The organism is Zobellia galactanivorans (genome assembly GCF_000973105.1).
Classification (GTDB): domain Bacteria; phylum Bacteroidota; class Bacteroidia; order Flavobacteriales; family Flavobacteriaceae; genus Zobellia; species Zobellia galactanivorans.
Window position 1 is genome coordinate 923,858 of record NC_015844.1, and the last position, 13,899, is coordinate 937,756.

Consider the following 13,899-nt stretch of genomic DNA (forward strand, 5'->3'; position numbering starts at 1 on the left):
AAAAGCGCTAGCCCCTTCTAATTTCATTTAACAATATAGCCGTAGCAGTTGCCACGTTAAGGCTTTCCGTAGTGTTTTTCCCAAACTGGGGTATGCTTATTTTCCGCGACACCAAAGCTTCCACTTCTTTCGACACCCCATTGGCCTCATTGCCCATTACCAATATTCCCGACTCGGGCATAGCCTTCGTATAAACACTGACACCGTCCATAAAGGCTCCATATATATCGCTGGGCACTCCCTCCAAAAAAGTAGGCAAATCGGTATAACCGATATTCACACGGGATATCGACCCCATAGTAGCCTGTAAGGTTTTAGGATTGTAACAATCTACCGTATTCAAGGAACAGACCAAATGTTCAATACCGAACCAATCGCACAACCGAATGATCGTACCCAGGTTACCCGGATCACGAACATCATCGAGCACAAGGACCCACCCCGTCAAATCGGGCTTTCGGGCCTTAGGAATCTCAAAAACCCCCAACACTTTGTTCGGAGCGGTAAGCGCACTCATTTTTTTCAACTCCACCTCTGAAACAAGCTCCACCAAACCAGCCGCACCCACCTCTATTTCGGCATCGGTACTATAAACGGCATTTACCTTGAAATCTGAGGCCACCAACTCACTTACGACCTTTATACCCTCGGCCACAAAAAGGTTGTGACGATTACGGTACTTTTTTTGGTGTAGACTTTTAACGAGTTTGATCTGATTTTTTGAAACCATGGAGTTCTGTGCGTCTTACTATGAATATATCCAGACTGCAAATATGCTATTTTGAAGCTACAATTTATACCCAAACACTAAAATTAAGGTCATAAATTTCCCCCAAAAAAGTGTATCCCTACAGAAAACCCTATATTTTCGACTCCAAATAAAAAAGTTTAAATGAAATCAATGTATTTTTGACCTCTATGGGCAAAACGTTTCGCTTTACTAAGTCCACTATTAGAATAAGCCTATTGCTTATAGCTCTCGTGGTCAACTCGTGCAACACGCTAAAGCGCGTGGATGACGATGAACTTTTGCTCAAAAAAAACACCATTTACGCCGACAGCATTGAAGTCAAGAGCGAAGAAATAAAAAGTTTGATCGTTCAAGAGCCGAACACCACACTTTTAGGCTACCCGTTACGACTGAACCTACACAACCTCGCTAAAAAAAATCCGGATTCATCTTATCAGGTCTGGCTTCACGAAAGTGCCAAACGAGAACAGAGGCTGATCAATTTCCTTTCCAAAAAACAGGTAGACCGACTCGGTAAATCTTTTCTGGTAAGCGGTCTGAGCGAATGGCTCAAAAAGGTCGGCGAGGCCCCGGCCATTTTAGACACCACAAAAACCAGACGCACCTTGGAAAGGCTGCGCGCCTATTACGGAAGCAAAGGTTACTTTAACAATAACACTACATACGAGATAGACACGCTCAGTAAAAAAAGAAGGGCCATGGTTGCCTATAAAGTCGATCTCGGCCATCCCTTTATGATCGATTCGGTATCCAAAAAGATTGCATCAAGGGCCATAGACTCCATTTACACCCTCCACAAGGCGGAATCGTTCGTTAAGAGCGGAGACCAATTCGACCTTACGAAATTTGCCAGTGAAAGGGAGCGCCTCAGCACTATTTTTAGAAATTCGGGCATCTATAACTTTCAAGAAAGCTCAATTTCTTACGACATCGCTACCGATACCACTAAATTGGCCAATGATCAAAAAATGAACATTGAGCTGAACATCGACAACTTTAAAAGACGGGGCGACAGTGCCGTAACCAGTGCCGAATACAAAGTGTACAAATTTGACAAGATCAATATTTACACCGATTATTTATATGACGAACGCGATAGCGAACAAAAGTTCATCCGTTACGGAGACTACACCATTTTTTACCGCAACAAACTAAGGTTCAAGCCCAAGACCTTGGCCAATGCCGTATTTTTCGAAAAAGACAGTATTTATAAAGATATAGACCGTACCCGAACCTATAGGCAAATTACCAGCTTGGGCGTTTTTAAATATCCTACGATCACATCAACACCCAACGATAGCGCAGCGGTTTTAGACGCCAACATTTATCTGGCGGCGCGACCCAAGTATTCGCTGGGAACCTCATTTGAAGTCACCCGATCCAACATTCAGCAGGTAGGCTTGGCGCTAAGTCCTTCCTTACAGGCGAGAAACTTGTTCGGAGGTGCCGAGAACTTGAATTTGGCGGGCAGATTGAGCATTGGCTCATCGAACGACCCCAGTATAATAGACAGTAGGTTCTTTAACATTCAAGAGTTCGGGGCCGACCTCACCTTAGACATACCCAGGTTCTGGTTTCCCTTTATCAACACCAGTAAAATCATACCGAGCTATACCCTGCCCAGAACACGGATTTCCGTCGGAACGAGCTTTCAGAAAAACATAGGCCTAGACAAACAGGCCTTCAGTACGGTCTTGGGCTATAACTGGACACCTTCGGACTTTATCAAACACAACATTGAACTGCTCAACATACAGTTCGTAAAGAACGTAAACCCCGACCGATTTTTTAATGTCTATCAAAACTCCTACGAACAGTTAGATGCGGTAGCCGATAATTTTGACAGCTATAACGACGCTATAAACTACCCCGAACTGACACGTAATTTTGAAACCTCGGAAAGTTCGGACGACCCAAGCCTTCGCATTCCTTTAGGAACCACCGATTTCACAAATGCCATTCTTAATGGAACGGTGTCGAGTACCGCTGATGAATTTCAAACCGTAAGCCGTATCGAAGAGCGAAGACAACGGCTTACCGAAGACAACCTGATCTTTGCCAGCAATTACACCCTGAACCTGAACAACCGCGAAGGGCTTACCGACAACCAATTCTATCAATTCAGGTTCAAGTTCGAAAGTGCGGGCAATGTTTTATCCTTGCTCTCGAACATTGTCCCCTTCAATGAAAATGACAGCGGAGACCAATTGGTCTTCAGCGTTCCTTACAGCCAATACCTTAAAACAGAATTCGACTATGTAAAATATTGGGCCACATCGCGTACCAACGTATTGGCCTTTCGTAGCTTTTTCGGCATAGCCATTCCTTACGGAAACTCCGACAACATTCCCTTCGTTCGCAGCTATTTTGCGGGAGGGGCCAACGACATCAGGGCCTGGTCTCCCTATTCCCTTGGGCCTGGAAGCACCGACGCCATTAATGACTTTAACGAGGCCAACCTAAAAATTGAGCTCAACCTTGAATATCGCTTCCCCGTAATCGGAAATATGAAAGGGGCACTTTTTGCCGATGCCGGAAACATTTGGAACGTTTTCGACAACGTAGAAGACCCGGCGGCCACCTTTACAGGATTCAAATCCTTGGAAGACGTTGCCCTAGGGACCGGTTTCGGACTCCGATACGATTTCACCTATTTTATCTTACGGGCCGATTTGGGCTTCAAAACCTATAATCCAGCGGAAGAAATGTCAAAACGATGGTTCAGGGACTACAATTTCGCCAACGCGGTACTCCAAATTGGAATCAACTACCCCTTCTAAAATGGCCGTAAATTATTTTTTCACCCCACCGTGCAGAAACAGGCACATCTTTTAAAACACTCATAAAACAGGGCGGCAAAAGGCTAATTTTATCACAATATTCGGCCTTATAGGGTATAAACTTATAAACACCCATCTTTTTAGACCTATTTATTTTATTACATTTGCCCTATTCATTTTTTACATAACTATATAGACCAGAAATATTATGGCCCACAGTATAAAACCAGGTGTCGCAACAGGTGACGAAGTACAAGCGATTTTCAATTATGCCAAGGAGAAAGGATTTGCCCTTCCGGCAGTGAACGTTATCGGCTCAGATACGATTAACGGTGTTCTAGAAACAGCGGCAAGTTTAAACGCCCCTGTAATCATTCAATTCTCTAATGGCGGTGCTCAGTTTAACGCTGGCAAAGGTCTATCCAACGATGGTCAAAAAGCAGCTATTCTTGGTGCCGTTGCCGGAGCAAAACACGTTCATCAATTGGCAGAGGCCTATGGCGCTACCGTTATTCTTCACACCGACCACTGTGCCAAAAAATTATTGCCTTGGATAGACGGACTTTTAGATGCCAGTGAAAAGCATTTCGCCGAAACCGGAAAATCCCTTTTCAGCTCGCACATGATCGACCTTTCAGAGGAGCCTCTTGAAGAGAACATTGAAATCTGCAAGGGCTACTTAGAGCGCATGAGCAAGATGAACATGACCCTAGAAATCGAACTTGGCATTACAGGTGGTGAGGAAGATGGTGTTGACAACTCAGATGTTGACGATTCTAAATTGTACACCCAGCCCGAAGAAGTTGCCTACGCCTACGAAGAGCTTTCTAAAGTAAGTCCGAAATTCACTATTGCTGCCGCTTTTGGTAACGTTCACGGTGTATACAAACCAGGTAACGTTAAGTTGACCCCAAAAATCCTTAAAAACTCCCAAGAATACATTTCCGAAAAATACGGTGTAGAGCATAACCATATCGATTTTGTTTTTCACGGAGGATCGGGTTCTACCGTTGAAGAAATCAGGGAAGCTATTGGCTACGGGGTTATAAAAATGAATATCGACACCGATTTGCAGTATGCATTTTTAGCTGGGGTACGTGATTATGTCCAAGACAACAAAGACTACCTACAATCACAAATAGGAAACCCAAAAGGTGCCGACGAACCTAACAAGAAATATTACGACCCAAGAGTTTGGCTACGTGAAGGAGAAAAATCTTTTATCGAAAGATTGAAGAAAGCCTTTGAAGACCTAAACAACGTTAACACCCTATAAAGTAGAAATACATCCCCAAACTAATTTATGGAAGATATGACGGCTTGGTTCAGAAGAAAGGAAAAGGGAATACAAACGGCGACGGAAGAGAAAAAAGACACCCCAAAAGGGTTGTGGTACAAATCTCCAACGGGAAAGATCGTTGAGTCTGAGGTACTCGCCAAAAACTTTTATGTGAGCCCTGAAGACGACTACCATGTTCGCATCGGGAGTAAAGAGTATTTTGAAATACTTTTTGACGACAACAAATTCAGGGAACTTGATGCCAAATTGACTTCTAAAGACCCTTTAAAATTCGAGGATACCAAAAAATATTCAGAACGCTTAAAGGCCGCCCAGAAGAAAACAGGACTCAAAGACGCCGTTAGAACCGGCTTTGGAAAGTCTATGGGCAAAGACATCGTCATAGCCTGTATGGATTTTAATTTCATAGGCGGCTCAATGGGCAGTGTGGTAGGCGAAAAAATCGCACGGGCCATAGATTATGCCATGAAAAAGAAGGTTCCTTTTGTTATGATTTCAAAATCAGGTGGGGCCCGTATGATGGAAGCCGCCCTTTCATTGATGCAATTGGCCAAGACCTCGGCCAAATTGGCACAATTGGCAGAGGCTAAATTACCGTACATATCGCTTTGTACCGACCCAACTACAGGGGGTACAACGGCTTCATATGCCATGTTGGGCGATATTAACATCTCCGAACCTGGCGCCTTGATCGGTTTTGCCGGGCCAAGGGTGGTAAAAGAAGCTACGGGAAAAGAACTTCCCGATGGTTTCCAAACGGCGGAATTTGTAAAAGAACACGGTTTTCTCGATTTTATCTCCCACAGAAGGGATTTGAAAAAGAAAATCAATCTTTATATTGATTTGATCCAGAACAACCCGGTTAGGTCTGAGGAAATTTCAGCATGAAACCTATAGTTCTTCTTATTTTCATTTCACTGGGGTTGACCTGTTGTTCTACCGATAAAGAAAAAGAGCTTGCCGCTGAAGATGCGGCAAGCTTTTTAAAAGATGGGGCTAGGGTAATCGCGGTAAAAACTACCGGAAATGAGAACGCCTATTCTTTTGAGGTTACCATTGAAAGTGCGGACACCGGTTGCGAGCAATACGCCGATTGGTGGGAAATCGTCGACCTTGACGGACACCTTATCTATCGAAGGATCCTTACCCACAGCCATGTTGACGAACAACCTTTTTCACGTACGGGTACAAACATCCAATTAAAAAAGAATACCCAAGTATACGTTCGTGCCCATATGAACGCCACCGGATATTCTACCAAGGGGCAAAAAGGTTCCGTAGAAAGCGGTTTTATACCCACGATCTTGGATGCCAAGTTCGCCAATGACCTGGAAAAAGCAGACCCGCTTCCATCAGGATGCGAATTTTAGTCCACATATTAAGAGGGCTCCCTTTAAAATATCAATTTTAATTGTATCTTTGCCGCTTGACCGAAAATCGGCCATATACATAAAAATCATTTAAAATAATATTGGCATGTATCTAACAAAAGAAGTAAAAGCCGAAATCTTTAAGAAACACGGCGGAAAAGAGGAGAACACTGGTTCTACCGAAGGACAAATCGCATTGTTTACACACCGTATCAATCATTTGACCGGCCACTTAAAAAGAAACCACAAAGATTTCAACACTGAGCGTTCGTTAGTACGTTTGGTAGGTAAGAGAAGAAGTCTACTAGATTACTTGAAAAAGAAAGATATTGTAAAATATCGTGAGCTTATCAAGGAACTAGGCATTAGAAAATAAGTATATCATAAGGGCTGAAATTTTCGGCCCTTATTTTTTTTATCTATTTTAGTAATCCTATGTATTAGGATATTTTTTTTACAAAAAGCTGCACCCAGTTTTTCATTGGTCAACACAACACAACAACTTCGACCTTCAACAAGTCGATAAGACCATTGTTTAACGATTCGTCGAAAGACGTATTTAATTAAAATTTATGATTCCAAAAGTATTTAAAGAGGTCATCGACCTCGGGGACGGTAGGGAAATTTCTATCGAAACCGGAAAATTGGCAAAACAGGCCCATGGTTCTGTTGTTGTGCAATCAGGAAAATGTATGCTGTTGTGTACCGTTGTTTCCAATTACAAACAAAGTGATGTTGACTTTCTTCCACTTACGGTAGACTACCGCGAAAAATTTGCAGCAGCGGGCCGTTACCCAGGGGGGTTCTTCAAAAGAGAAGCCAGACCAAGTGATGGGGAAGTATTGACCATGCGTTTGGTGGACCGTGTACTACGCCCACTTTTCCCAAAAGATTACCACTCTGAAACCCAGGTGATGATCCAACTCATGTCGCATGACGAAAATGTAATGCCAGATGCAATGGCCGGTTTGGCTGCATCTGCCGCCATTCAATTATCCGATTTCCCATTTGAATGTGCTATTTCAGAAGCACGTGTCGGTCGTGTTAACGGTGAGTTCATCATCAACCCTACCAGAGCGCAATTAGAAGAGTCCGACATCGATATGATGATCGGTGCCTCTGCCGATTCCGTTATGATGGTAGAAGGTGAGATGGATGAAATTTCCGAAGAGGAAATGACAGAAGCCATCAAATTCGCACACGAAGCGATCAAAGAACAATGTGCCGCCCAATTAAGACTTGCCGAAGCTTTCGGAAGGAAAGAAGTTCGCGAGTACGAACCGGAAAGAGAAGACGAAGAATTGGCCAAAAAAGTTCACGACCTTGCTTATGACAAAGTATACGCCGTGGCAAAAGCCGGTTCAGCAAAACACGAGAGAACTGCCGCATTCGATGCCATCAAAGAAGAAGTAATAGCTACTTTCTCTGAAGAAGAGCAAGAAGAATACGGTTCCTTGATCTCTAAATATTTCTACAAGGCCGAGAAAGCCGCTGTTCGCGACCTTACCTTGAACGAGGGCTTACGTTTAGACGGACGTAAGACCGATGAAATCAGACCTATCTGGTGTGAAGTCGATTACTTGCCTTCAACACACGGTTCCGCTATTTTCACCCGAGGTGAAACCCAAGCCCTTGCAACCGTAACCTTAGGTACTTCTAGGGATTCCAACCAAATAGACATGCCATCGCACGAAGGCGAAGAGCGTTTCTATCTACATTATAACTTCCCTCCTTTCTCAACAGGTGAAGCAAGACCTATCCGTGGTACCTCCCGTAGGGAAGTAGGACATGGTAACTTGGCACAACGTGCCTTGAAAGGAATGGTTCCTGATGACTGCCCTTATACCGTACGTGTTGTTTCTGAAGTATTGGAATCTAACGGTTCTTCTTCTATGGCAACGGTATGTTCGGGTACTATGGCATTGATGGACGCCGGTGTTCAATTGAAAAAACCGGTATCAGGTATCGCCATGGGCTTGATTACAGATACGGAAAGTGGTAAATATGCCGTACTTTCAGATATTTTAGGGGATGAAGATCACTTAGGTGATATGGACTTTAAAGTAACCGGTACCGCCGATGGTATTACCGCTTGCCAAATGGACATTAAGGTAAAAGGCCTTTCTTACGAAATTTTGGTAAATGCCTTGAAGCAAGCCAAAGATGGTCGTTTACACATCCTTAAAAAACTGACCGATACTATCGCCGCTCCGAACCCAGACGTAAAACCTCACTCTCCGAAGATGGTAACCCGTGTAATTCCTAACGAATTCATTGGTGCACTTATCGGACCTGGTGGAAAAGTGATCCAAGAACTTCAGAAAGAAACCGGAACTACCATTGTTATCAATGAAGATCCCGTTACCGAAGAAGGTATTGTTGAAATATTGGGTACGGACCAAAATGGTATCGATGCGGTATTGACCAAAATAGACTCTTTAATGTTCAAACCTGAAGTAGGCAGTGTTTACGAGGTGAAGGTCATTAAAATGTTAGATTTCGGTGCCGTAGTCGAATATTTAGACGCCCCGGGCAATGAAGTATTGTTGCACGTGTCCGAATTGGCATGGGAACGCACCGAAAATGTTTCCGATGTTGTAAACATGGGCGATGTTTTTGACGTAAAATACATGGGTACCGACCCTAGAACCCGCAAAGAAAAGGTTTCTAGAAAAGCCTTGTTACCTAAACCCGAAGGTTTTGTAGAAAGACCACCACGTAACGACAAGGATCGTGGTCGCGGTAGGGACGATAGACGAGGTGGCGGACGTGATCGCAAACCTAGAAGAGATTAATCTTTCTAAAAGTTTAACATAATTTAAGCCCCAACTCGTTAAGTTGGGGCTTTTTTATGCGACTTATCTAAAAAATGAACTTTTTTTCACCTGTTTGTAACATTTCTGGCTTTATTACGTATAAGTATATGCAGTCTATGCAAACTGAACCTAATTTATTTACATGAGACAGCTTAAAATAACAAAACAGGTCACCAACAGGGAGACCGCATCTTTGGACAAGTACTTGCAAGAAATAGGCAAAGTAGACTTGATTACAGCAGATGAAGAAGTAGAATTGGCACAACGCATCAAGGCAGGCGATCAGGTCGCTCTTGAAAAACTCACAAAGGCCAATCTTCGATTCGTTGTATCGGTTGCCAAGCAGTACCAAAACCAGGGACTTACTTTACCCGATTTGATCAACGAGGGTAACCTTGGCCTTATTAAGGCCGCACAACGCTTTGACGAAACGAGGGGATTTAAATTTATTTCCTATGCTGTATGGTGGATTCGTCAATCGATTTTACAAGCTTTGGCCGAACAATCACGTATTGTACGTTTGCCATTGAACAAAATTGGTTCGATCAACAAAATCAACAAGACCTTTGCTTTTCTTGAGCAAGCACATGAGCGTATGCCATCTGCGGAAGAAATTGCAAAAGAGCTGGATATGACGGTGGAGGATGTGAAGCAATCACTTAAGAACTCAGGTCGTCACGTATCTATGGACGCTCCTTTGATCGACGGTGAAGATTCTAACCTATACGATGTACTTCGTAGTGGTGAATCGCCAAACCCCGACAAAGAATTGTTGCACGAATCTTTGCGCACCGAAATTGAGCGCGCTTTGGAAACCTTGACCCCTAGGGAAGCCGATGTCATCCGTTTGTACTTCGGTTTGGCCGGACAGCACTCAATGACACTAGAGGAAATTGGCGAAACTTTTGACCTGACAAGGGAAAGGGTTCGTCAGATTAAGGAAAAAGCGATCAGAAGGTTGAAACACACTTCAAGAAGTAAGATCCTAAAAACCTATTTGGGTTAATCGACCCGAGAAAATTACACGTTAAATAATCCTTAAATTGGATATTTGGCATATATATTGTAATTTTAAAAGCAACAACAGTTTATCATGACTGTTCGTTTTTTGATTGATGAATAAACTCCGGCTGATTACCGGAGTTTTTTCATTTATAACATTTAAATTACACCCGCACTACAATAGCGTATTTGCAGAATGTAGTCATGGTTCGAGACCAAAAACACTATACCTCCAACACCTATGGAATCTGAAAACAAAACACCGAAAACCCAGCCGAACAACCCCTTACATGGGGTAAAACTGGCCGATATCCTAGAAAAGCTTACAGAAAAATACACTTGGGAAGAACTGGCCGAACGCATAAACATCAACTGCTTCAAAAGCAATCCTACCATAAAATCCTCGCTTAAGTTCCTAAGGCGAACACCATGGGCCCGAACCAAGGTAGAACAGTTGTATCTCAAATCGTTTCACAAAAAATAGCCCATGTCGTTCAATATTGTACTTGTAGAACCAGAAATACCCAACAATACCGGAAATATTGGCAGACTGGCACTGGCCTCTGGCGCCAAGCTGCACCTTATAAAACCCTTTGGCTTTGAATTGGATGACAAACGCCTTAAACGGGCAGGACTTGACTATTGGCCCCATCTCGATTTGTACCTATACGATAGCTTAGACGACTTTCTGAAGCAACACGGCGACAAGAACCTCGTACTCTTTTCCAGCCATGCTTCAAAAAACCATTGGTCCATTCCTTATGAAGACGAACAATTTCTGGTATTTGGCAAAGAATCGGTGGGCCTTCCCCCTTCCCTAGTTTCGAGGTACGAAGACCACCTGTATAAAATACCCCTTTACAGCGAGCACGTTCGAAGCCTGAACCTGGCCAATGCCGTGGGCATTGCGGTTTATGAAGGCCTTAAGCACATATAAGCAAAACCCTCTTAGACGGGACCGTACACACCTTAAGGGACTACAAATTGTTAAAAGCGACAAGCTTTGTAAAAAAACGCTTAAATTGAGTGGTAAACCTCTCGTTTTCTTAACTAAATGCACTTCCCTATGAAAGACGCTTCCATTCAAACTTTTATCGAAGGCTTACCCAAAACCGAACTCCATCTACATATTGAAGGCACTTTTGAACCGGAGTTAATGTTCAAAATCGCAAAACGGAACCATCTTAAAATTGATTATGCCGATGTCGAGGCCTTAAAACGGGCCTATAGCTTTAACAACCTTCAAGAATTCCTAGACATTTACTATGCCGGAGCCTCGGTCCTTATAAAGGAAGTGGACTTTTACGATCTCACCTGGGCCTATCTGACCAAGGTAAGCGGGCAAAATGTCAAACACATAGAAATATTCTTTGACCCACAGACCCATACCGACCGTGGTGTGTCCTTTGAGACCGTCTTGAACGGAATCTACAAGGCCTTGAAAGATGGCCAAGAACAATTGGGCATCAGCTTTAAACTGATCATGAACTTTTTAAGGCATCTCGACGAAGCATCGGCCTTTAAAACATTGGAGCAGGCATTGCCCCACAAAGACAAAATCGTTGCTGTAGGGCTTGATTCCTCTGAAGTGGGCAATCCCCCATCAAAATTTAAAAATGTCTTTAAAAAGGCCTTGGAAGAAGGCTTCTTGACAGTAGCCCATGCCGGTGAAGAAGGTCCGTCAGAATATATCTGGGAGGCTTTAGACCTGCTCATGGTCACCCGAATAGACCATGGCAACCGCTGTCTCGACGATGCGAAACTGGTAAAGCGACTAGCCGAACAACAGACTCCACTTACCCTATGCCCCCTATCGAACCTTGAGTTAAAGGTGGTTCGCGATTTAAAGGAACACCCCTTGCCCACAATGATGGCCCATGGCCTGTTGGTGACCATCAACTCTGACGACCCCGCTTATTTCGGTGGTTATATGAACGAAAATTACCAAGGCGTAGCCCAAGCCTTGAACCTTTCAAAACCCCAAATAGCGACGCTTGCCAAAAACGGATTTAAGGCGAGTTGGCTGAAGAACGACGAAAAACAAAAGTACATAGACGAAATTGATCGCTATCTCCAAAAACACTGAGCAAAACAGCAGAAATACCATTCTTTTGTCAGCATGGGATAATACGTAAAAACACAATTCACTACTTTTGTACAAACCCTTTTGAACAGACATAAAATGAGCAAGACAAAAATTGCACCTTCCCTTCTGGCGGCCGATTTCGGCAACTTGCAGCGCGATATAGAAATGGTAAACGAAAGTGATGCGGACTGGCACCATATCGACATTATGGACGGGGTATTCGTACCCAACATCTCCTACGGTATGCCCGTCGTAAAAACCATTGCCAAGCATGCTACAAAGCCCTTAGATGTGCACTTGATGATTGTAGACCCAGACCGTTATATCAAAACTTTTGCCGAGCTGGGCGCCACCCATCTGACCGTTCACTACGAAGCTTGCACACATTTACACCGAACGATACAGGCCATAAAGGCAGAAGGCATGAAGGCCGGGGTTGCCCTAAACCCGCATACCAATGTCAACCTGCTCAAAAACGTAATAAAAGATTTGGACATTGCCCTTATCATGAGCGTTAATCCGGGATTTGGGGGACAAAGTTTTATTGAAAATACCTATGAAAAGATACACAACCTCAAAGAACTGATCAAAGAATCGGACGCCCCTACCCTAATAGAGGTCGATGGCGGTGTCAATTCAAAAAACGCAAAAGCCCTGATCAAAGCCGGTGCCGATGCCCTGGTAGCGGGAAGCTTTATCTTTAATACCGAAGACCCAAAACAGACCATTTCAGAACTTAAAAAATCTACCGATAGATGGAGCATTTTCGAGTTGTAATTATAGGAGGCGGACCTATAGGAATCGCATGCGGACTTGAAGCCAAAAAAAAAGGACTGGACTACGTCATCCTTGAAAAAGGCCCTATTGTAAACTCCTTGTTCAACTACCCACAGAACATGCAGTTTTTTTCTTCTTCGGAAAAGCTTGAAATCGATGAAATACCTTTCATCAGCAAAGAGGCCAAACCCAAGCGAAACGAGGCCCTAGAGTATTACCGAAGAATAGTTAGTTCCAACAAGCTGAACATACGCCTATTCGAAAAAGTGGAAAAAGTGGAAAAGACCAACGGAAGTTTTAGCATCGCCACTAGCAAACAGAGCTATACCGCCGACAAGGTTGTCGTGGCCACAGGGTTTTACGACCTGCCCAATACCCTGAACATACCCGGGGAAGACCTACCTAAAATTGCCCATTACTACAATGACCCGCATTATTATGCCCATCAAAAACTAGCCGTTGTGGGCGCTAGTAATTCGGCCATTGACGCAGCTTTGGAATGTTGGCGCAAGGGAGCCGAAGTTTCACTGATCATAAGGGGAAACGAAGTGGGCCAACGTGTAAAATATTGGGTGCGCCCCGATATCATCAATCGTATCGAAGAGGGCAGTATCAAGGCGTATTACAATTCCGTGCTTAAAGAAGTTCGCCCAAATGAAATCGTCGTCGATACCCCTGAGGGTACTATCACTTTAGAAAACGACTTTGTATTGGCCTTGACAGGTTACAAGCCAAATTTTGACTTCTTGACACGTATGGGAGTCAAACTTTCAGATGACGAAAAAAAATTGCCCCAATACGATCCCGAGACCATGGAGACCAATGTCTCCGGAATTTATTTGGCAGGGGTTATCTGCGGAGGGATGGAAACCCACAAGTGGTTTATAGAAAACTCTAGGATACACGCCAAACTCATCATTGCCTCGATCCTTAAGGAAGAGGAAATCAGCAAAACCTAAAATTTACATACCCCCGTTTTCAGGGGGTATGATTTCACGGTTACAGGTATTTACCAGG

General features: G+C 43.7%; 13 protein-coding genes. 12 read left to right on the plus strand and 1 reads right to left on the minus strand.

Going from position 1 to position 13,899, the window contains the following annotated elements:
* Positions 1-7: 7 nt before the first annotated feature.
* Entirely contained in the window at positions 8-730 is a 723-nt protein-coding gene (locus ZOBGAL_RS03585) for a TrmH family RNA methyltransferase (RefSeq protein WP_013992140.1), read from the minus strand.
* Positions 731-918: 188 nt separating this feature from the next.
* Here ZOBGAL_RS03585 and tamL point away from each other — a divergent pair, with 188 nt between their 5' ends.
* The 12 genes from tamL (at position 919) to ZOBGAL_RS03645 (ending at position 13,841) form a co-directional block, all read left to right on the plus strand.
* Positions 919-3,531, plus strand: a complete 2,613-nt coding sequence (gene tamL / locus ZOBGAL_RS03590; protein ID WP_013992141.1) for a translocation and assembly module lipoprotein TamL — start codon at positions 919-921, stop codon at positions 3,529-3,531.
* 208 nt (positions 3,532-3,739) lie between these two features.
* Positions 3,740-4,807, plus strand: coding sequence for a class II fructose-bisphosphate aldolase (gene fbaA / locus ZOBGAL_RS03595; RefSeq protein ID WP_013992142.1), 1,068 nt, complete (start codon positions 3,740-3,742; stop codon positions 4,805-4,807).
* A gap of 36 nt (positions 4,808-4,843) precedes the next feature.
* Positions 4,844-5,719 (plus strand): acetyl-CoA carboxylase, carboxyltransferase subunit beta, encoded by an 876-nt coding sequence (gene accD, locus ZOBGAL_RS03600; RefSeq protein WP_046287318.1) that lies wholly within the window; start codon positions 4,844-4,846, stop codon positions 5,717-5,719.
* Entirely contained in the window at positions 5,716-6,201 is a 486-nt protein-coding gene (locus tag ZOBGAL_RS03605; protein ID WP_013992144.1) for a hypothetical protein, read from the plus strand. Before accD ends, ZOBGAL_RS03605 begins: the two co-directional genes overlap by 4 nt.
* Before the next feature lie 106 nt (positions 6,202-6,307).
* Positions 6,308-6,577: a 30S ribosomal protein S15 gene (gene rpsO, locus ZOBGAL_RS03610; RefSeq protein WP_013992145.1), complete on the plus strand. Its 270-nt coding sequence runs from the start codon at positions 6,308-6,310 to the stop codon at positions 6,575-6,577.
* A 196-nt stretch (positions 6,578-6,773) separates the two neighbouring features.
* Positions 6,774-8,996, plus strand: coding sequence for a polyribonucleotide nucleotidyltransferase (locus ZOBGAL_RS03615; RefSeq protein WP_013992146.1), 2,223 nt, complete (start codon positions 6,774-6,776; stop codon positions 8,994-8,996).
* A 163-nt stretch (positions 8,997-9,159) separates the two neighbouring features.
* On the plus strand, positions 9,160-10,023 hold the full coding sequence (locus ZOBGAL_RS03620) for a sigma-70 family RNA polymerase sigma factor (protein ID WP_013992147.1): 864 nt from the start codon (positions 9,160-9,162) through the stop codon (positions 10,021-10,023).
* A 237-nt stretch (positions 10,024-10,260) separates the two neighbouring features.
* Positions 10,261-10,503, plus strand: coding sequence for a VF530 family protein (locus ZOBGAL_RS03625; RefSeq protein ID WP_013992148.1), 243 nt, complete (start codon positions 10,261-10,263; stop codon positions 10,501-10,503).
* A gap of 3 nt (positions 10,504-10,506) precedes the next feature.
* Positions 10,507-10,956 carry a tRNA (cytidine(34)-2'-O)-methyltransferase gene (locus ZOBGAL_RS03630; RefSeq protein ID WP_013992149.1) on the plus strand — a complete coding sequence of 150 codons (450 nt, stop codon included), beginning with the start codon at positions 10,507-10,509 and terminating at the stop codon, positions 10,954-10,956.
* A gap of 129 nt (positions 10,957-11,085) precedes the next feature.
* Entirely contained in the window at positions 11,086-12,105 is a 1,020-nt protein-coding gene (locus ZOBGAL_RS03635) for an adenosine deaminase (RefSeq protein ID WP_013992150.1), read from the plus strand.
* A gap of 96 nt (positions 12,106-12,201) precedes the next feature.
* Positions 12,202-12,882, plus strand: coding sequence for a ribulose-phosphate 3-epimerase (gene rpe / locus ZOBGAL_RS03640; RefSeq protein WP_013992151.1), 681 nt, complete (start codon positions 12,202-12,204; stop codon positions 12,880-12,882).
* The gene (locus tag ZOBGAL_RS03645) at positions 12,861-13,841 is read left to right on the plus strand and encodes a YpdA family putative bacillithiol disulfide reductase (RefSeq protein WP_013992152.1); all 981 of its coding nucleotides are present in this window, start codon (positions 12,861-12,863) and stop codon (positions 13,839-13,841) included. The genes rpe and ZOBGAL_RS03645 overlap by 22 nt, the downstream gene beginning before the upstream one ends.
* Positions 13,842-13,899: the final 58 nt, after the last annotated feature.